The organism is Chelativorans alearensis, from assembly GCF_010993735.1.
In the GTDB taxonomy this organism is placed as follows: Bacteria; Pseudomonadota; Alphaproteobacteria; order Rhizobiales; family Rhizobiaceae; genus Chelativorans; species Chelativorans alearense.
Map to the genome: position 1 here is coordinate 306,248 of NZ_WQNI01000005.1, position 18,695 is coordinate 324,942.

At 65.5% G+C, this 18,695-nt stretch carries 16 protein-coding genes; 4 read left to right on the forward strand and 12 right to left on the reverse strand.

Going from position 1 to position 18,695, the window contains the following annotated elements; genetic code table 11:
• Positions 1 to 91: 91 nt before the first annotated feature.
• On the reverse strand, positions 92 to 1,150 hold the full coding sequence (locus tag GPJ75_RS09810) for a CobW family GTP-binding protein (protein ID WP_163267531.1): 1,059 nt from the start codon (positions 1,148 to 1,150) through the stop codon (positions 92 to 94).
• A 191-nt stretch (positions 1,151 to 1,341) separates the two neighbouring features.
• On the opposite strand from GPJ75_RS09810, the gene GPJ75_RS09815 reads away from it, so the two are divergent.
• On the forward strand, positions 1,342 to 2,043 hold the full coding sequence (locus GPJ75_RS09815; RefSeq protein ID WP_163267533.1) for an intradiol ring-cleavage dioxygenase: 702 nt from the start codon (positions 1,342 to 1,344) through the stop codon (positions 2,041 to 2,043).
• A gap of 112 nt (positions 2,044 to 2,155) precedes the next feature.
• On the opposite strand, the gene GPJ75_RS09820 is transcribed toward GPJ75_RS09815, so the two are convergent.
• Positions 2,156 to 2,893 (reverse strand): creatininase family protein, encoded by a 738-nt coding sequence (locus GPJ75_RS09820; protein ID WP_163267783.1) that lies wholly within the window; start codon positions 2,891 to 2,893, stop codon positions 2,156 to 2,158.
• A 227-nt stretch (positions 2,894 to 3,120) separates the two neighbouring features.
• Between GPJ75_RS09820 and GPJ75_RS09825 the strand changes: the two genes are divergently transcribed.
• Together GPJ75_RS09825 and GPJ75_RS09830 are read left to right on the forward strand one after the other, a co-directional pair.
• The gene (locus GPJ75_RS09825) at positions 3,121 to 3,591 is read left to right on the forward strand and encodes a MarR family winged helix-turn-helix transcriptional regulator (RefSeq protein WP_163267535.1); all 471 of its coding nucleotides are present in this window, start codon (positions 3,121 to 3,123) and stop codon (positions 3,589 to 3,591) included.
• A 136-nt stretch (positions 3,592 to 3,727) separates the two neighbouring features.
• Positions 3,728 to 4,747, forward strand: coding sequence for a LacI family DNA-binding transcriptional regulator (locus GPJ75_RS09830; RefSeq protein WP_163267785.1), 1,020 nt, complete (start codon positions 3,728 to 3,730; stop codon positions 4,745 to 4,747).
• A gap of 213 nt (positions 4,748 to 4,960) precedes the next feature.
• Here GPJ75_RS09830 and GPJ75_RS09835 read toward each other — a convergent pair whose 3' ends face one another.
• Positions 4,961 to 5,869, reverse strand: a complete 909-nt coding sequence (locus GPJ75_RS09835) for a LysR family transcriptional regulator (protein ID WP_163267537.1) — start codon at positions 5,867 to 5,869, stop codon at positions 4,961 to 4,963.
• A 572-nt stretch (positions 5,870 to 6,441) separates the two neighbouring features.
• Complete coding sequence (locus tag GPJ75_RS09840) at positions 6,442 to 6,870, reverse strand: MerR family transcriptional regulator (protein ID WP_163267539.1); 429 nt, start codon at positions 6,868 to 6,870, stop codon at positions 6,442 to 6,444.
• A 94-nt stretch (positions 6,871 to 6,964) separates the two neighbouring features.
• Between GPJ75_RS09840 and GPJ75_RS09845 the strand changes: the two genes are divergently transcribed.
• Positions 6,965 to 9,142, forward strand: coding sequence for a heavy metal translocating P-type ATPase (locus GPJ75_RS09845; protein WP_163267541.1), 2,178 nt, complete (start codon positions 6,965 to 6,967; stop codon positions 9,140 to 9,142).
• Between the two features lie 39 nt (positions 9,143 to 9,181).
• Here GPJ75_RS09845 and GPJ75_RS09850 read toward each other — a convergent pair whose 3' ends face one another.
• The 8 genes from GPJ75_RS09850 to GPJ75_RS09885 form a co-directional block, all read right to left on the reverse strand.
• The gene (locus tag GPJ75_RS09850; protein WP_163267543.1) at positions 9,182 to 10,108 is read right to left on the reverse strand and encodes a metal ABC transporter permease; all 927 of its coding nucleotides are present in this window, start codon (positions 10,106 to 10,108) and stop codon (positions 9,182 to 9,184) included.
• Positions 10,109 to 10,119: 11 nt separating this feature from the next.
• A complete protein-coding gene (locus GPJ75_RS09855; protein WP_163267545.1) occupies positions 10,120 to 11,331 on the reverse strand; it encodes a metal ABC transporter permease in 1,212 nt (403 codons plus the stop codon).
• A gap of 131 nt (positions 11,332 to 11,462) precedes the next feature.
• Entirely contained in the window at positions 11,463 to 12,278 is an 816-nt protein-coding gene (locus GPJ75_RS09860) for a metal ABC transporter ATP-binding protein (RefSeq protein ID WP_163267547.1), read from the reverse strand.
• 14 nt (positions 12,279 to 12,292) lie between these two features.
• Positions 12,293 to 13,273 carry a metal ABC transporter solute-binding protein, Zn/Mn family gene (locus GPJ75_RS09865; RefSeq protein ID WP_246249004.1) on the reverse strand — a complete coding sequence of 327 codons (981 nt, stop codon included), beginning with the start codon at positions 13,271 to 13,273 and terminating at the stop codon, positions 12,293 to 12,295.
• Positions 13,274 to 13,841: 568 nt separating this feature from the next.
• On the reverse strand, positions 13,842 to 15,257 hold the full coding sequence (locus GPJ75_RS09870) for a mannose-1-phosphate guanylyltransferase/mannose-6-phosphate isomerase (RefSeq protein WP_163267551.1): 1,416 nt from the start codon (positions 15,255 to 15,257) through the stop codon (positions 13,842 to 13,844).
• Positions 15,258 to 15,394: 137 nt separating this feature from the next.
• Positions 15,395 to 16,054 (reverse strand): DUF599 domain-containing protein, encoded by a 660-nt coding sequence (locus GPJ75_RS09875; protein WP_163267553.1) that lies wholly within the window; start codon positions 16,052 to 16,054, stop codon positions 15,395 to 15,397.
• Positions 16,055 to 16,130: 76 nt separating this feature from the next.
• The gene (locus GPJ75_RS09880; RefSeq protein WP_163267555.1) at positions 16,131 to 17,489 is read right to left on the reverse strand and encodes a GH1 family beta-glucosidase; all 1,359 of its coding nucleotides are present in this window, start codon (positions 17,487 to 17,489) and stop codon (positions 16,131 to 16,133) included.
• Positions 17,490 to 17,544: 55 nt separating this feature from the next.
• Positions 17,545 to 18,627, reverse strand: coding sequence for a substrate-binding domain-containing protein (locus tag GPJ75_RS09885; protein WP_163267557.1), 1,083 nt, complete (start codon positions 18,625 to 18,627; stop codon positions 17,545 to 17,547).
• Between the last annotated feature and the right edge of the window lie 68 nt (positions 18,628 to 18,695).

An 18,695-nucleotide genomic window follows, 5' to 3' on the forward strand; every position in this document is an offset into this window, starting at 1 on the left:
GCTTCACCGCCGAAGCTTGCGCAACGGCTGCCCTGCCTTTGCCCTCATGGTGAGCCTGTCGAACCACGAGGGTGAAGGCACGCACCTTGCGTTAGGCTTGGCACGCCTCAAACGCCTGCTTCAGCCGTTCGGCATCGAGCTCCCGGCCGATGAAGACGAGCCGGCTTTCGCGCTTCTCGCCTTCCTTCCAGGGGCGCTGGTGGTCGCCCTCGACAATCATGTGCACGCCCTGCACCACATAGCGCTCGGGATCATCGGCAAAGGCGACGATGCCCTTGAGGCGGAGGATGTTCGGGCCGTCGATCTGGGTGGTCTGCTCGATCCAGGGGAAGAACTTCTTCGGGTCCATCTCGCCGCCGCGCAGCGAGATCGAGGTCACGCCGACATCGTGAATGGCGGAGAGAGCGCCGTGATGGTGGTGGTGATGATGATGGTCGTGGTCATGGTCATGATGATCGTGGTCGCAGTCCGGCCCGCAGACGTGGTCGGGGTCGTCGTGGTCGAGGAAATGCGGATCGTTGTCGAGCGCGCGGGAAAGGTCGAAGGCGCCGCGGTCGAGCACGTCCGAAAGGGCGACGCCGGCGCGCTCGGTCTTGTGGATGCGGGCCGACGGGTTGATGGCGCGGATGGCCGCTTCCACCGCCGCCAGTTCCTCCTCGCTGACGAGGTCGGTCTTGTTGAGCACCACGACGTCGGCGAAGGCGATCTGATCCTGCGCTTCGTTGGAATCCTTGAGCCGGAGGGGAAGGTGCTTGGCATCGACCAGCGCGACGACGGCATCGAGCTTGGTCTTGGCGCGCACGTCGTCGTCCATGAAGAAGGTCTGCGCCACGGGCGCGGGGTCGGCGAGGCCGGTGGTCTCGACGATGATGGCGTCGAAGCGGCCGGGCCGCCGCGTCAGCCCTTCGACCACACGCACGAGATCGCCGCGCACGGTGCAGCACACGCAGCCATTGTTCATCTCGTATATTTCCTCATCGGACTCCACGATCAGATCGTTGTCGATGCCGATCTCGCCGAACTCATTGACGATGACGGCATAACGCTTGCCATGATCTTCCGAAAGGATGCGGTTCAAAAGCGTGGTCTTGCCGGAGCCGAGATAGCCGGTGAGCACCGTGACCGGGATTTGCGAAAGCTGTTCGGACATGAATTCCCCTCGCGGGCGATGAATGGTCGTAGCCGCCCATATAAGACCATGCGGCGCGTTTTGCACGTGCCGGATCGCAACCCGGGGGAATGCACTCACCGCACCTTACGAAGAGTTCATTCGTCTTCGCCGTGCCCCACCGCTACTATCGACGGCGGGGTGGCTCGCAGGCAGCGAATGGGATGGCGACCATGACGACGATCACCAGGCGAAAGGCCTTCGCCCTTCTTGCCGTCACCGCCGGCGGCGGCACGTTCCTCTCCGCCGATCTGTTCCTCCGCTCGCGCCCGGGGGCGGCAGCCCAGCCGCTGATCACCGGCGCCGGCGTCTGCTCGATCATGCCTGAGACGACGGAGGGGCCCTTCTATTTCGATCCCGAGCTGGAACGGGCGGACGTCACCGAGGGCCGCGAGGGCCTGCCGCTGACAGTGCGGCTGCAGGTGGTCAATGCTTCCTGCACGCCCATTCCCGCCGCACGGGTCGACATCTGGCATTGCGACGCCGAGGGCGCCTATTCAGGCTATCCGCGCCAGCCGGGCGGCCGCGATACGACGGGCGAGACCTTCCTGCGCGGCACGCAGTTTGCCGACGAACAGGGCATCGCCGCCTTCTCGACCATCTATCCCGGCTGGTATCCGGGGCGCACGCCGCACATCCACTTCAAGGCGTTTCCGGACGAGCGCAGCGTGCTGACGGGGCAGATGTTCTTTCCCGACGATTTCAGCCGCGCTGTCTATGGCGAGCTTGCGCCCTACAACGCCCGCCCCCTCGACGGGGCGACCTTCAACGACCGCGACGGCATCGCCCGGCGCGCCGGGCCGTCGGCGCTCGCCGAGATGGCGCGGTCGGGCAGCGCGGCGGAGGCCGCGCTGGTTGTCGCAGTGGCCGCGTGAAGAGGCCTAGACCACTTCATCGTTTCATGGAATCGATGAACTGGTCTAACTCCTTGTTTTGCCGCAATTCCGGACGGAAAACCGGTATCCACTTTTCCTGGAATTGCTCTAGCTATTTCAGGAGCGCCATATCGAAGCGGTCGACATCGGCGATGAGCTCGAGAAAGCCCGACACCGCGTGATCGAGCATCTTCTCGCCGGCCTCGGCGCTTGCCGCCGCCGCATTGCCGACCGTGCCTTGCGGCGAAAGATCGCGCATCATCCAGCCGAAAGTGTGGGGACCGTAGGCGCGCAGGTGGGTGAAGTCGCGCTGGAAGCGGGCCTGCGCGGAAGGAAAATCCGCCGCCTTCTCCATCGCCACGAGGTCGGGTCTGAGCGCCAGCATGACGGAGGTCTCGATGAAGCCGCCATGGATGCCCAGCGCCCGCTCCTCCTCCGGAACGAGGCCCGGCGGGCAACCGAAACGCGTCCAGCTCGTGGCGACAGCCAGCATGCGGCAGCGCGCGCGAAGCTCGGTCGCCACGACCGTCATCAAAGGCGAATTGCCGCCATGGGCATTGAGCATGACGAATTTGCGCGTTCCGGCTTCAGCGAGCTTCTCCCCAATGCCGACCCAGCGCTGCACGGCTTCCGCAAAGCCGAGCGAGACGGTGCGCGGATCGTCCGCATGCTCGATGGAATAACCGACTTTCTCCACCGGCAGGAAATCGACCGGCAGGCCGCCGAGCCGCGCCCCGGCGCGCGCGGCAACCGCCTCGGCGATTATCCAGTCCGTCTCCGGCGGCAGGTGCGGCCCGTGCTGCTCGGTCGCACCCAGGGGCAGGACGGCTATTCTCTCACGCTTGGGCAGAGCGCATTTCCCTCTGTCATAAGATTGATACGCCAATTTGGCATTAGCCCGGAAACGACTTGGCGAGTGGACCAAAGCTACCGCGCCCCGGGCGATGCGACAAGACGAGCACCTGTTGTCAAGATCGTTTGCCGGACTATCTTCCTGTAGAAGGGGGTGGGCATTCTGTGGAGGGGATGGGGCCGGTGCAGTATAAGCGTGCCGGCTAAGGGCATAGGAAAAAACAGATGTCGAAATCTTCGAAAGGTTCGATCATCGGTCGGCTGCAGGCTGCCGCGCGCCTGTCGCGCACCGTCCTCGCCGAACGGCTTCTCGACCAGGGTCTTTACGCCGGACAGGACAAGATCATGCTCGCGCTCAGCCGCGAGAATGGCCAGACGCCGAGCCAGCTCGCCGAGAAGCTGGGCGTTCGCCCGCCGACCATCACCAAGACCATCAACCGGCTGGCAGCGCAGGGCTTTCTGGAAAAGCGCGCTTCGGAGGAAGACGCCCGGCGCGCCCATGTCTTCCTCACCACGAATGGCGAGCAGGCCATCCGCGCCATCGAGAAGTCGGTGCGCAGGACAGAAAAACAGGCCCTGAAGACCCTCGACAAGAAGGAGCAGAAGGCGCTCCAGAAGCTTCTGGCGCGCATCGAGGCGAACTTGTCGAAAAACGGCCTCCCTGTGGAGGAAGAAGATGTCGAGGAAGACGCGTAGCGCGCTTCTTCCGTGACGCTCCCCCCGCGGCGGCGCCAAAAAAGCTTTGACCTTGGCGGCGGCGATGGCATAAGCGGTTCTTAAACAGTTTAAAGAGCCGTGACTGGGACATTTCCCACGGCCGGGAGGGGTTGCGCTGGCGCAGAAAATCAAGCTTTCGACGATTGCCGATGCTCTTGGTGTTTCGACGGCAACCGTCTCCCTGGCATTGCGGGACAGCCCACTGGTGGCGGACGCGACGCGCCAGCGCATCAAGGAGCATGCGCGCGCTATCGGGTATATCTACAACCGGCGCGCGGCAAGCCTCAGAACCTCGCGGTCCGGCATTGTCGGCGTTGTCGTGCACGACATCATGAACCCCTTCTTCGCCGAGATCCTGCGTTCGATCGAGAGCGAGCTGGACCGCTCGCGCCAGACCTTTCTTCTTTCGAACCATTACGACCAGCTGGAAAAGCAGCGCACCTTCATCGACACGCTGCTGCAGCTCGGCGCCGACGGCGTCATCATGTCGCCGGCGATCGGCACGCCGCCCGAGGACATCATGCTGGCCGAGGAGAACGGCCTGCCCGCCGTGCTGATCGCCCGTTCGGTGGAGGGGGCGCGGGTGCCGGTCTTCCGCGGCGACGATGCTTACGGCATCGGGCTCGCCACCAACCACCTCATCTCGCTCGGCCATACGCGCATCGCCATGGTCGGCGGCACGGACCACACCTCGACCGGCCGCGATCGCTATCGCGGCTATGTGGTGGCGATGCAGAAGGCGGGGCTTAAGGTGAAGCCGGAATGGCGCTTTCCCGGCCCGCGCACAAAGCAGGCGGGCTTCGAGATGACGGGCGCCTTCCTGGCGCTCAAGGACAAGCCGACGGCGGCGGTGTGCTGGAACGACCTCGTGGCCATCGGCCTGATGAACGGCATCGCCCGCGCCGGGTTGATGCCCGGCGTCGACATCTCGGTGACCGGTTACGACGATCTGGAGGAGGCCGCCATCGCCACGCCGGCGCTCACCACGGTGTGGAACGGCCAGCGCGAGGTGGGGCGCCGGGCAGCGCGCGTGCTGCTCGACCGGCTGAACGGCGCCGAGGTGAACCCGGTCCAGGAGCTCATCAAACCGGAGCTGCACGTACGCCAGTCGACGGCGCGGCCGGCGGAGCGGTAGAGGCGGCGCCCCCTGCCCTTCCAGAGGAGGGCTATCGCATGTGGAAGTGCTGCTCCCCCACTCCGTCTCGGCCTTCCACCTTCGCCCTTCGGGCTTCGGGGGGACAGGTCGGACGATCCACCTCTCCTCACCAAAGTGGGGGAGAGATGGCCCGCGAAGCGGGTCGGAGTGGGGGCTGAACCGCCATAGGCGAAAGCCCTGCCTCAAAAGCGGTTACTGGTGCGCGGCAAGGCTTGGGCGGGCTACCTCCAGCGGCGGAGGCATGCGCTCGAGCTCGCCCTTCAAAAGCTCGAAGATGTCGAGCGCAGCGCGCAGGTTGAAACGGCGCTCGTCGAAGAACATGCCGTAGCGCGCCTCCAATTGCCCCGGCAGGATCTGCGCGCAGCCGTTGAGGTCCACCGACGGGCTGTCGCGCACATAGGCCGGTAGCGGCGACAGCGCGATACCGCTGGAGACGAGGCGGATGGCCGTCATGATGTCGTCGACCTCGCCGACCACGTCGTAGACCACCTCCTGCCGGCGCAGCCACTCGCGCGCCACCGCGCCGAGCGGCGAGTGCGGCGAGGGAAGGACGAGCGGCAGGCCCTGCCCGTCATGCTTCATGAAATCGAGCAGGTGCTTTTCACCCACCCACTTCATGGAGAACTCGGTGGTGAGGTCCGGCGCGATCTCCGACGGGTAGAGGGCGCGGAAAACGGCGTCGAGCTCGCCCTGCTCGTACATCTCCTCCAGCCGCCGCGAATCGGCGATGCGCAGGGTCAGGCCCTCCCGCATCTTGCCGAGAGTGTTGCGGCGCTCCACCAGGAGCGGCGCGCAGTAGGTGCAGATGCCCACCTTGAGCTTCGAGATGTTCCTCTCGTAGCCGACGGTCTTCAGGCGTCTTTCCAGATCGAGCACCTGGCGGATGAGACGCGAGATCTCCTCCTTGACGATGATCTTGTTGCCCACCTTCTTGATGAGCGAGGTGCCGATCGCCCGTTCGAGCCGTCCGAGATGCATGCTGATGGCGGGCTGGCTGATGCCCAGCTTCAGCGCCGCGCCGGTGAGGCTCTTGGTCTCGATCACCGCCTCGGCGGCGCGCAGCGTTGCAAACGACAATCCATCCTGTCTGTGGCCGCTCATTTCCCGCCTCTCTTTCCAATGGGAGCGAAGAGTTTCCTCGTTGCGCCCGTGCTCTTAATTCCCTGTTTCACGCCTTTTCCTCTTGGCTGACGATACCCGCGGCATGCGCGGTCCCTTCCCGCGGGCGCCGAGCGCCCGAAGGTGCGAATTCCAACTGTCGTTACCGTTTAACTGCACCGCCGATACGGACGCCGGCGATCCCCTCGTCTTTTCCCGTCTGGCAGCGGGCAATACAACTAATGGTAGAATTCTAGGCTCAGCAATCCGCCTCACTCAGAAATGTTTCACACCCAAGCGCCCCTTCTGCTCACCCACCGGAATACATGGAAAATTAACGCAAGAGTTGTGTAATTACAACCTAAACGAGCGTCATCGGCGGAATAGCCCGGATGCAGGCGATCAAAATTCAATCAAATACTTGATATAATTGAAAAAACTACCTGTGGAAACAGGTTGTATAAGGTCGTTCTCGGAGGGCAGCCGCGGACAAAGTTGGGGCTGGAAAATGCAACTTTTACGTTTGGTATACGTGCTCGGGAGAGGCATCGTCAGGGTATGATTCGCACCACGGCTCAATGGGTGTCGCTTCGGCATTTTCCGTGATCGGCCAAGACGTGGATGACCTGGCACTCGCACACCTTGCCGTGGCCGCATTCCTCCACCATGCGCCGCAATTCGCCGCTGAGCGCCTGCAGCTTGGCGATGCGCATCTCGATCTCGCGCAGGTGGCGCGCGGCGATGCTGTCGGCTTCGTGGCAGGAGCGTTGCGGCTGCTCCGTCAAGGCGAGGAGCTCGCGGATGTCGTCCATCTCGAAGCCCAGCTCCCGCGCATGGCGGATGAAGCTGAGGCGGCTCAGATCCTTCTCGTCGAACTGGCGGCGGTTGCCCTCGCTGCGCGGCGGCGCGGGCATGAGGCCGATCTGCTCGTAGAAACGGATCGTCGGCACCTTCACGCCGCTCTGCCGGGCGGCCTCGCCGATGGAAATCGCGCGCGCTGTCATTTTTTCGCTTGCTCCTATAGTCGCTAGAGGAAGTAAGGCTTTGCCCGGAAGCAATCAAGGACCAGCAATCAAGGGCCAGGCAGGGACCGGGTGAATGGCCGAAATTACGAGCAGGAGCCGCTACCGCGTCGACGGCATGGATTGCGCAGGCTGCGCGCGCAAGATCGACACCGCGGTGCGCCGCATCAGCGGTGTGGAGGACGTTGCGGTCTCCGCCACGACCGGCACGATGACGGTGGATCATGCCGACCTGGCCGAGGTGCGCCCGGCGATCGAAAGGCAGGTGACGCGGCTTGGCTACGGGCTGCGGCCGGTGACCGGGAGCGACGGCGCGGACGCCTCTGGCACATGCTGCGGCGGCTCGGCCCAGGCCGTCTCTACCCCTCGCCCCGACGATGGCGCTGAGGCGCCCTGGTGGGATCAGCCGCGCGTCCGGCTGACGGCTTCCTGCGGCCTTGCGCTGGCCGCTGCCTTTGCCGCCGGGCGCTTCTTCCCAGAATTCAACGGCTGGCTCTACGCGGCGGCCATGCTGGTGGGCCTGGTGCCGATCGCCCGCCGCGCCTTCACCGCCGCATTCGCCGGCACGCCCTTTTCCATCGAGACGCTGATGACGATTGCCGCGGTCGGTGCCGTCATCATCGGAGCGGCGGAGGAAGCCGCGGTGGTCATCTTCCTGTTCCTCGTCGGCGAGCTTCTGGAAGGCATTGCGGCGGGCCGCGCACGCGCCAGCATCCGCGCCCTGAGCACCCTTGTGCCGAAGACGGCGCGCCTGGAGCGGGCGGGCGGGCGCACCGAGGAGGTGGCGGCCGACAGGCTCGCCATCGGCGACGTGATCGTGGTGCGGCCGGGCGACCGCGTTGCCGCCGACGGCGCGGTGCTTTCCGGCGCGAGCGCGGTGAACGAGGCACCGGTGACGGGCGAGAGCACGCCGGCCGGCAAGGAGCCGGGCGATGCCGTTTATGCAGGAACGGTGAACGGCGACGGCGTGCTGCGCATCCGCGTGGCTGCCGCGGCGAAGGACAACACCATCGCCCGGATCGTCAAGCTCGTCGAGGAGGCGCAGGAGAAGAAGGCGCCGACCGAGCGCTTTATCGATCGTTTCTCGCGTTACTATACGCCGGGCGTGGTGCTGCTTGCCCTGCTCGTGGCCACCGTACCGCCGCTTGCGGCTGGCGAACCCTTGCTTGAATGGGTCTATAAGGGCCTTACCATCCTCATCATCGGCTGCCCCTGCGCGCTGGTGATCTCCACGCCGGCCGCCATTGCCGCCGCGCTCTCGGCGGGGGCGCGGCGCGGGCTCCTGATGAAGGGCGGCGCCGTGCTGGAAGAGGTGGGCCGCCTGCAGGCCATCGCCTTCGACAAGACCGGGACGCTGACGGAAGGCCGGCCGCAGGTGACGGACGTCGTGGGCTTCGGGGAAGATGCAGTGGAGGTGCTGCGCCTGGCGGCGGCGCTGGAGTGGGACTCCAGCCATCCACTGGCGCTCTCCGTCATCGAGCGGGCAAGGGCCGACGGCATCGACGTTCCTGCCGCCACTGAGGCTTCCGCGCTCGGCGGCAGGGGCGTGACCGGCTCCGTGGAGGGCAAGGCGCTCTTCTTCGGATCTCCCAAAGCCGTGGGCGAAAGGCGCGCGCTGTCGGCGGAACAGAGACGGACAATCGCCGCGCTGAACGAGGAGGGCAAGACCGTTTCCGTCCTTCTGGCGGACGGCAGGGTCGCCGGCGCCATCGCCATGCGCGACGAGCCGCGCGAGGATGCCCGCTCCGGCCTCGCCCTGCTGAAGGCAGCCGGCATCCGCACAGTCATGCTGACCGGCGACAACCGCCATACCGCCGAAGCCATCGGCCGCGACCTGGGCGTCGAGGTGCATGCGGAGCTGATGCCCGAGGACAAGAGCCGCATCGTCAAGGCGCTAAAGGACGAGGGCTTGAAGGTCGGCAAGGTGGGGGACGGCATCAACGACGCGCCGGCGCTTGCCACCGCCGATATCGGCATCGCCATGGGCGGCGGCACAGACGTGGCGCTGGAGACGGCGGACGCGGCGATCCTGCACGGACGGCTGCACGACGTCTGGGCGATGGTTGCCCTTTCCAGGCGGGCGATGGCCAATATCCGGCAGAACATCTCCATCGCCATCGGGCTGAAGCTGGTGTTCTTCATCACGACCGTGCTCGGCATCACCGGGCTGTGGCCGGCCATCCTGGCCGACACCGGCGCGACGGTGCTGGTGACGGCGAATGCCATGCGGCTGCTTGGGTGGAAGGGGCGCTGAGGAGGGGTGAAGCGGCGAACTGGGTGTTGGCGCGTCTGTTCAAGCCCCTCTCGGCGCCCCGATCCGCGCGCGGTGCGGCGCGAAGAGGCAAGCTAGCGCCAGGATGAGGCCGGAGACGGTGGCGATCATGCCGGCGGCGCTGACGGCGTTGTCGGCGCCGAGCCATAGGGGGCCGTAGCCGGCGAGTACATAGCCGAGGACGGCGGAAAGCGTGGCGAAGGCGACGCTCCACAACACCTGGATTTCCAGCCGATTGGTCATCAGCCTGGCCGCAGCGGGCGGGCAGATGAACATGGCGATGACGATAATGGAGCCCACGGCATCGAATGCGGCGACGGCCGCCACGGCGGCGGTGATGACGAGGCCGAGGCTGAGTGCGGCCGTGGGGATGCCGACGGCCCCGGCGAAGCCCTCGTCGAAGGTGGAGAGCTTCAGGGGGCGCCAGAAGACGACGGTGAGAAGCCCGATGAGGACGGCGGCGGCGGCCATGCGGAAAAGCTCGGGCGGCAGCGCGGCGAGCGCTGCCGGATCCGTGAGCGAGCCCCAGCCTTCGGCCGAGAACCAGATGAGGCTTTCCAGATTGCCGTAGAGCGCGTGCTCCACGTCGAGATGGACGCCGCTGGTGTCGCTCTGCTCCAGGAGCAGCACGCCGGCGGCGAAGAGCGACGTGAAGACGACACCCATGGCCGCCCCCGGCTCGATGCGCCCGACGCGCCTGATGGCCTCGATGAGGACGACGGCGACCACCGCGGCGCCCGCCGCCCCGAGAAGCATCGGCCATGTGGAGATGACGCCCGTGAGGAGGAAGGCGACGACGATGCCCGGCAGAACCACATGGCTGATGGCATCGCCGATCAGCGCCTGCCGCCGGAGAATGAGGAAATTGCCCGGCAGCGCGCAGGCGATCGCCGCGAGGATGCCGATCAGGAGCGGCGTGAGGCTGAGCTGTACGAATTCCACACCCATTGCGATGCTCCTCAGGCGACCGGCGCCGGCGGGCCGAGCCGCCGGTCGATCTCTGCGATCTCGTCGCGCGTCAAAACGGATTCGATGGGGGTGAGCCCGTCGTAGCTGCCCGACACCGCCTCGTCCTGGTAGACCTGGCGGGCGAGTGCCCAGCGCTTCTCGTCGCGCAGGGTCTTGGCGGCAAGCGCCCTGCCCTCCTCCGTCGCCACGGCGTCCTGCCGGATGAGGCGCTCGCGGCGCAACACGGTGAGTGTGAGCGGATCGAATATGGCCTCGCCATGGGCGAGCGCCAGGAGCCCCTGCCGCCGATGCACACGCAACTGGAACCGGCGGTGACGGACCAGCGCCGCCAGCACCCCGCGCCCCGGCGCAAAGAGAAGCGACAGGAGAAAGAGAGCAAAGCTCACCAAAACGATGATGGGACCCGTCGGCAGGTTGGGGGCCGATGCCGAGAGCGCCGCCCCGAGATAGCCCGAAAACCCGCCGACGGCACCGGCGATGAGGAGCACACGGTCCGTCCGCTCCGTCCACAGGCGGGCGGTGACGGGTGGGATGATGAGCATGGCCACGACGAGGATGAGACCGACCAGCTTCAGCCCGATGACGGTGACCGCCATCACAAGCCCCATCATGGCGAGATCCATACGCCGCACGTTTATGCCGGAAGCTGTTGCGAACCCGGCGTCGAAGGCGACCAGCGTCATCGGCCGCCTCAGGAGCAGCACGAAGGCGACGGCGAGCGCGCCGCCCAGCGCGATGACCACGGCATCCTGGAAGAGCATGCCCGCCGTCGAGCCGAGCAGGAAGCTTTCCAACCCCGCCTGATAGCCGCTGGACATGGTCTGGATGATGGTGAGAAGCACGATGCCGAAGCCGAAGAAGACGGACAGCACCGCACCGATGGCCGCGTCCTCGGCAAGCCGTGTGCGGCTGGCGATCCACTGGACGGCGAGAAGGCCGAGGCTGGCGGAGACGGCGGAGCCCAGGAGGAGACCTGGAAGATTGCGGCCGTCGCCGCCGAATACCACCATCACGATGAAGGCGATGCCGACGCCCGGCAGTGTGGCGTGTGCCACGGCATCGCTCACCAGCGCCCGCTTGCGCAGGAAGAGGAACGTGCCGCCGGAGCCGGCGGCCATGCCGAGAAGCGCCGCGCCGAGTGCCACCAGGGCGGCGTTGTAGCCGGCCTGGAGGAGGAGCGCGTCGAGGAGGAGGCTGGGCATGGGTCAGGGTCTCGGGTGGGGGAGGGAGGCGGCCCTTCCCTCGAAGCGTGGCGGACTTGCCCAATGGAGAGGTGAGGTCGGCGCCCCGGAGGACCATTCTAAATGCATTGAAATCGGCATCCCGGTCGCCCTCATGCCGCCGGCAGCTTCAGCTGGTCGATATGCGCCGTCGCCAGGCGCCCTCCGTAGGTTTTCTGCAGATTTTCGGCGGTGAAGGTGGTGGCGACGGGGCCTTCGGCGATCTTGCGCACGTTGATAAGGAGCACGTGGTCGAAATAGTCGGTAACGGTCGCCAGATCGTGATGCACGCACACCACGGTGCGCTTTTCCGCCTTGAGGGATTTCAGCACGTCGATGATGGCCTTTTCCGTGGCGGCGTCGACGCCGGCGAAGGGCTCGTCGAGCAGGTAGAGCTCGGCGTTCTGCGCCAGCGCGCGGGCGAGGAAGACGCGCTGCTGCTGGCCGCCGGAGAGCTGGCCGATCTGCCGGTCGGCGAAATCTGCCATGCCGACACGCTCCAGGCAGGCGATCGCCCGCTCGCGGTGGTGGTGGCGCACGAGATGAAGCAGGCCGAGCTCACGGTAGAGCCCCATCAAGACCACATCGATGACACGGGTCGGGAAATCCCAGTCCACGGAGGCGCGCTGCGGCACGTAGGCGATGCGGTGCATGACCTGCGCCAGCGGCGCGCCGAACACCATCACACGGCCGGAAAGGCGCGGCACGATGCCAAGCGCGGCCTTCAGAAGCGTCGACTTGCCGGCACCGTTGGGACCGATGATGGCAGTCATGGATTCGGCGGGCACCGTGGCGTCGATGGAAAAGACCGCCGGCTTCTCGCCGTAGGAGACCGTCAGCTCCTGCATGGCGAGGGGGCTGTCGGTGGGGGCCGGGCGGAAAACACGTTCTCCCGCCTCGCTGGCCAGTTCGAGCGCCGCGTTGTTCATCTTCGCCTCGCTCCTCAACTGCCGGCGGCCAAGCGGCCGAGCATGCCGCGCTCCGGCGCCTCTCCGCCGAGCGCGCGGGTGATCGCCGTGACGTTATGATCGATCATGCCGATGTAGGTGCCCTCGTAGGTGCCGTCGCGGCCCATGGCATCGGAGAAGAGCTGGCCGCCGACCGTGACCTCCTGGCCCTTGGCCGCCGCCCCTTCGATGAGGGCGCGCATGTTGCGGTCCGAGACGGAGGATTCGACGAAGACGGCGCCGATCCTGCGCTCCACCAGCGTGTCGACCAACTCCGAGACGCGGTTGAGCCCGGCCTCGCTCTGCGTCGAGATGCCCTGGATGCCGAGAACCTCGAAATCATAGGCGCGGCCGAAATAGTTGAAGGCGTCGTGCGCGGTCACGAGGACGCGGGTTTCCTCCGGCACGGTGGCGAGCACCTGCTTCGCGTAGTCGGAAAGGGCGGCCACGTCCTCGAGGTGGTTTTCGGCATTGGCGCGGAAAAGCGCTTCGCCCTCGGGACGCGCAGCGATCAGCGCGTCACGCACTGAAACGACCACCTTCGACCATAGGTCGGGGTCCATCCACACATGCGGGTCGTAGCGGTTCTCGTAATCATCGTGGGCGAGCAGCACATTTCGCGGCAGTTCCTCGGCGACGGCGACCACCGTTCGCCGCGCCCCGAGCGAATGCATGAAGTCCTCCATCTGGGCTTCCAGGTAGAGGCCGTGCCACAGCACCAGGTCGGCGCGCGTCATGGCGAGGATGTCGGTGCGGGTCTGGCGGTAGGCATGCGGGTCGACGCCCGGCCCCATCAGCGCCCGCACCTCGACCAGGTCGCCGCCAATCTGGCGTGCCGCATCGGCGATCATGCCGGTGGTGGCGACCACCTTGAGCGGGCTTTGCGCCCCCGCCACCGAAACCGGCAATGCCGCCACGGCAAAAAGCGCGGCCAACCCCGCCAGCATCGAACGCCTGATCCAGTCCGTCATATTCATCCTTTCGGGATTTCTTCTGCAAGCGCGAATTATTCGCAAACCTGCCTTGGCCCTCACATGTTCCATAATTAATGCAATTGCGAATGATTTGCAAGAAGGAAAATCGGCTTTGCGTTGTTCGACGGATAAGGTAGCGCTTTGGGTTAGGCCTCCAAGCATATCACGCCGTTCGACGCGTATACCTACATAACGAAAAGATTACGGCGCCACAAAAATCGTGAAATCCCGCCTATCGACAGGACGTCGATTTTGCTTCAGGGGAAATCCGTACTCTGGATATTTACGGTAAACATATTATATAACTATCTGATCACGTATACATTTTTAAGCTTCGCCAACCGAAGAGGCCGCCCGAAGTTGCATATTCTCCTCCCCTCTGGACGGCTGCTGACACGGCTGGCGAGATTTGAGCATGCGGGTACGCCCCGTCGGGCGCTACCCGTTTGCACCATCAATAACGACAATCTGGGAATTCATTTTTAGAACCAGTGGATTGCTCAACTGTCAGGGGCTGCGGCGGCGTCGATGCTTCCGCAGCCCTTTTTCTTTCCGGTCGCCCCGGCAGCCTTCATGAACGCCCGTAGACGTCGTCGAAGCGCACGATGTCGTCCTCGCCCAGATAGTCGCCCGTCTGCACCTCGATCAGCACAAGCATCATGATGCCCGGGTTTTCCAGGCGGTGTTTGGCGCCGCACGGGATATAGGTGGACTGGTCGGTGGCAAGCATCATCTCCTTGTCGCCGTTGACGATGCGCGCCGTCCCCGACACCACCACCCAGTGCTCGGCGCGATGGTGGTGCATCTGCAGGCTGAGGCGGGCGCCGGGCTTCACCTCGATGCGCTTGATCTTGAAACGCGGCCCCTCCTCCAGCACCGTGTAGGCGCCCCAGGGGCGGTAAACGGTGCGGTGGACGCGATGGGTCTCGTTGCCCTCCTCCTTGAGCCGGTTGTAGAGCAGCTTCACATCCTGCGCCCGCTCCCGCGTGGTCACCAGGAGGGCGTCCGGCGTGTCGGCGATGATCAGGTTCTCGACGCCGACGACGCCGATCAGCCGGTTGCTGCCGTGGATGACATTGCCGCTGGAGCCGATCGCCATGACGGGACCGAGGGTGCGGTTGCCCTCCTCGTCGCCCGCATATTGCGCGCCGAGGGCGGCCCACGAGCCGATGTCGTTCCAGCCGATGTCGCAGGGCACCACCGAGGTGTTCGGCGCCTTTTCCAGGACCGCGTAGTCGATCGAGTTGGAAGGCACCTGGGCGAAGAGCGCGGCGTCAAGCTCGATCCGCTCGACGTTCTTGCCGTCGATGCGTATGGCGGCCTCGAGGCTTTCCCGGCAGCCTGAGAGGATATCCGGGCACAGCGTCTCCATCAGCCCGATCATGGTCTGCGCCTGGAAACAGAACATGCCGGAGTTCCAGGAGAAGCGGCCGCTTTCCAGGTATTTCTGTGCCGTCTTCCCATCGGGCTTCTCCACGAAGCGCAGCACATCCGTGCCGTCGGCCTCGATGTAGCCGTAGCCGGTCTCCGGCCTGTCCGGCTTTATGCCGAACGTGACGACGCGGCCCTCGCGGGCAAGCTTTTCCGCCCGGCGCACCGCCTCGGTGAGCGCCGGCACGTCGCCGATCACGTGATCGGCCGGCAAAACGCACAGCACCGTCTCGCCGCCCAGCGCGTTGGCCGCCTCGAGGCAGGCGGCGGCGATGGCGGCCGCCGTGTTGCGGCCTTCGGGCTCGAGCAGGAAACGGCCATGGCCGAAATCGACGCCGAGCTGGCGGTACTCGTCCTCGATGGCGAAGAAGAGCTCGCGATTGGTCACGGTGATGAGATCGCCGGCCCCCGGCAAGGCCATCGCGCGCAGAAGCGCATGCTGGATGAGCGAGCGGCCGTCGGCCAGCCGGATGAGCGGCTTCGGGTGGTTCTCCCGCGACAGCGGCCAAAGGCGGGAACCCGCCCCGCCGCAGATGATAACCGGTACGATGCCCATCCCGCTCTCCGTCTTGTCTCTTCGGCCCGCTTGCACGCTCTTTAGTCTTACCAATAGCACAACGGGCCGGGGGTAGGGCATTGTACTTGCGGTAGGACCAACACGTGAAAAAGACTAACCCTCCACGCGAGCCTCGCTCAATCCAGCTTCAACCGGGCGACGAGATTGCGCGCGGCCGAGAAGAACTCGCGATAAAGGATGACGACGAAGATCAGCACCGTCACGGCGATGGAGGCGGCGGGCGAGACGAACCAGGCGAGCATGCCGAGCGCAAAATAGTAGGCGCGGATACCCTGGTTGAAGTTGCGCGCGCCGAGCGTGTTCAGCGCCGCGATCACGAACACCTCCTCCGGATCGCTTTCCTCCGCGTGGTCGGCCGCGCCCAGCATGATGCAGAAGTGGTTGAACTGCCGGAGCGACAGGGTGAAGGAGAGAAAGGCCAGGACGAACATCAGGAGCAGGACCGCCAGATGCAGTTCCACGTCCCGCTTGGTCACCGCCTGGTCGGGCTGGATGGCGCTGACGGCCTCCACCACCGAGTTGATCTGGCCGAAGACGGCGAACAGCGCCAGGATGATCAGAACCGTGGTCGAGGCGAAGAAGGCGACTGCGCTCATCAGGTTGCCGGACAGGATGGCGTCGAGCGGCGTCTCCCGGCGCACGGCGTTCTCGACCCAGCGGCGGCGTTGCGCGCCCATGATGATCGAAAGCGACGGCCGCACGACCTCGATGCGGCCGGCAAGCAGAGTATAGAAGATCCAGCACAACAGCGGGAACAGAGAGCTGGCCAGCGTCACGTCGCTTCACCTCGGAAAGGTTGAGTTTTCCCTTTCTATGCGCGCGTGCCATGGCGCGCAAATGCCGGGGTTCCCTTCAGCCCGCCGCCAGCGCGCCCTTCAACGCGTGCCACGATGCCTTAGGCGTGCGCTCCAGCGTTTCGAAGTCCACATGCACGAGGCCGAAGCGTTTCTCGTAGCCGAGCGCCCATTCGTAGTTGTCGAGCAGCGACCAGACGATATAGCCCTTGATCGGGATGCCTTCCTCTATGGCGCGGCGCACCTGCGCAAGGTGGCGGTTGAGGAATTCGATGCGGTCCGGGTCGTCGGCCTTGCCGCCCGCAAGGCGGTCGGGCGAGGCCATGCCGTTCTCGGTGACATAGATCGGCAGGCCCTTCGCATAGTCCTGATGCACGCGGCGCATGAAGAAGGCGAGACCTTCGGGATAGATCTCCCAATCCATCAGCGTCTTCGGCAGCGGGCCTTCCACCTCCTTCAGCGCCGGGAACTGGCCCGTGCCGTCAGGGGCGATCAGCTTTCGCGTGTAATAGTTGATGCCGACCCAGTCGACGGGCGTGGCGATCACATCGAAATCATCCTCATAGCCCTCCGGCATGTGCGGACCGAGGCCGGCAAGGACCTCCGACGGGTAGGCCTTCTTGAACACGCCGTCGAGGAACCAGCGATTGTAGATGCCGTCGTAGAGATGCGCGGCCGCCTTCGCTTCCGTGCTGTCGTCGGCCGGCGCGGCATATTCGAAATTGGTCACCAGGCCGAGATTCCTCATACCCAGCGCACGCATGGCCTCAATCGACCGGCCGTGCGCCAGAAGCACGTGATGCATGGCGCGGGCGGTGGCGCGTATGTCACGCAGGCCCGGTGCGTGATGGCCCATGAAATGGCTGAGCCAGGCCACGCACCATGGCTCGTTGATGGGCGCGGTGGCCGCCAGCCGGTCGCCGAGGCGCCGCCCCACCACTTCCGTATAGTCGGCGAACCAGGAGGCGATGTCGCGGTTGCGCCATCCGCCGAGATCGGCGAGCGGTGCCGGCAGGTCCCAATGGTAGAGCGTGGCGAAGGGCTTGATACCGCGCTCGAGCATACCGTCCACCAGGCGATCGTAAAAATCCAGGCCCTCGGCGTTCGGCTTTCCGGTCCCCTCGGGCAGCACGCGCGCCCACGAGATGGAGAAGCGGTAGCAGTCGAGGCCGGCGCCGCTGACGAGGTCGAGATCCCGCGGCCAGCGATGGTAGTGATCGCAAGCGACCGAGCCGTCCTCGCCGCGCGCGGTGTTGCCCGGCGTGGCGGCGAAGGTGTCCCAATGCGAGGTGCCGCAGCCGCCGAAGCGCGATCCTTCGATCTGGTAGCTCGAGGCGGCAACGCCGAACTGGAAGTCCGGCGGGAAGTCCGAGCGCGTGTAATCGATTACATCCCTGGCGGCTTGGCGTTCTGCCATGATGTTTCCCTTCACAAGTTCGGATTGGATCTACTGGGCTATCTGCGGGGCGTTATCAGCTTTTGGCTGCGGCCGGAAGGGGCGTTTGCTCTACCGGACGGGGCGCGGTGGTCTCGCCGATGACCAGCTCGGCTTCCCACAATTCGTGCCGCCGACCGCCGTCGGGCGCGGCGATCTGCTCCAGGAGCATTTCGGCGACCCGCCGACCGGCCTCACGGATGGAGGAGCGCATGGCGGTGAGGAAGGGCACATCCCGCGCCTTGCCCTCGCTCGCCGTCTGCAGAAAGGAAAGGCAGTCGTCGAAGGCAATGATGGAGACGTCCGCGCCGGGCCTGATGCCGAATTCGGCCAGCGCCCGCACCACGCCCATGGCCGGCAGCACGCTGGAGATGAGAATGGCCGTCGGCGGGCGCGGCGAGGAGAACAACTGCCGCGCCACCCGGTAGCCGTAAGGCTCCACCATATCCTCGCTGAAGATGAGAGACGGATCCTGATCCAGCCCACGCTCGGCAAGGACGGATTCGTAACCCTGGCGGCGCCGGCTGGCGAAGTTCATCACCTCCAGCCCGTTGATCAGGGCGATGCGGCGGTGGCCGAGGTCGGCCAGGAAGCCTGTCGCGCGGCAGAAGGCGCGCCGGTTGTTGACGTCGAGCCAGGAGTAGTCGCCGGTGCCGTCGTCGCAGCGTCCGTGCACGACAAAGGGCAGCCCCAGCGATTTGAGGAGTGGAATGCGCGGGTCGTTCGTCAACGGCCCGTGCACGACGACGCCGTCGACACGGCTGCGGCTGGCGAAATCGCGATAGACGTCGGCCTCTTCGGCCTGCGCAACCACGTGCAAGAGCATTTCGTAGCCGAACTGCGCATAGACCTCGCCCGCGCCGGCCAAGAAGTCGGAGAAATGCGGGTTTATCATCATGTGCTCGGCCAGGGGCACCACATGCCCAATGGCGCAGGCCTTGCCTGTGGCGAGGCTCGCGGCGCTCGCGCTGGGCCGGTAATTGAGCCGCCGCGCCGCCTCCACCACCCGCGCACGCGTCCGCTCGTTGACTTCGGGAAACCCGTTAAGGGCGCGCGAAACCGTGGTCTGTGAAAGACCCAGAACCTCTGAAAGCCTACGCAGATTGACCGTTTCCCGCATATTGCCCGCCGCGGCACCTCCTCCTCAAAGCGCTTTGAGAATATTTCGCATACCGGTTTTCAAATCAA

Bases quoted from the DNA above. Each gene is read 5' to 3' on its own strand.
- GPJ75_RS09885 (WP_163267557.1), bottom strand. From the start codon at position 18,627: ATGCGGGAAACGGTCAATCTGCGTAGGCTTTCAGAGGTTCTGGGTCTT.
- GPJ75_RS09870 (WP_163267551.1), bottom strand. From the start codon at position 15,257: ATGGGCATCGTACCGGTTATCATCTGCGGCGGGGCGGGTTCCCGCCTT.
- GPJ75_RS09880 (WP_163267555.1), bottom strand. From the start codon at position 17,489: ATGGCAGAACGCCAAGCCGCCAGGGATGTAATCGATTACACGCGCTCG.
- GPJ75_RS09855 (WP_163267545.1), bottom strand. From the start codon at position 11,331: ATGCCCAGCCTCCTCCTCGACGCGCTCCTCCTCCAGGCCGGCTACAAC.
- GPJ75_RS09845 (WP_163267541.1), top strand. From the start codon at position 6,965: ATGGCCGAAATTACGAGCAGGAGCCGCTACCGCGTCGACGGCATGGAT.
- GPJ75_RS09815 (WP_163267533.1), top strand. From the start codon at position 1,342: ATGACGACGATCACCAGGCGAAAGGCCTTCGCCCTTCTTGCCGTCACC.
- GPJ75_RS09810 (WP_163267531.1), bottom strand. From the start codon at position 1,150: ATGTCCGAACAGCTTTCGCAAATCCCGGTCACGGTGCTCACCGGCTAT.
- GPJ75_RS09825 (WP_163267535.1), top strand. From the start codon at position 3,121: ATGTCGAAATCTTCGAAAGGTTCGATCATCGGTCGGCTGCAGGCTGCC.
- GPJ75_RS09840 (WP_163267539.1), bottom strand. From the start codon at position 6,870: ATGACAGCGCGCGCGATTTCCATCGGCGAGGCCGCCCGGCAGAGCGGC.
- GPJ75_RS09860 (WP_163267547.1), bottom strand. From the start codon at position 12,278: ATGAACAACGCGGCGCTCGAACTGGCCAGCGAGGCGGGAGAACGTGTT.
- GPJ75_RS09850 (WP_163267543.1), bottom strand. From the start codon at position 10,108: ATGGGTGTGGAATTCGTACAGCTCAGCCTCACGCCGCTCCTGATCGGC.
- GPJ75_RS09835 (WP_163267537.1), bottom strand. From the start codon at position 5,869: ATGAGCGGCCACAGACAGGATGGATTGTCGTTTGCAACGCTGCGCGCC.
- GPJ75_RS09865 (WP_246249004.1), bottom strand. From the start codon at position 13,273: ATGAATATGACGGACTGGATCAGGCGTTCGATGCTGGCGGGGTTGGCC.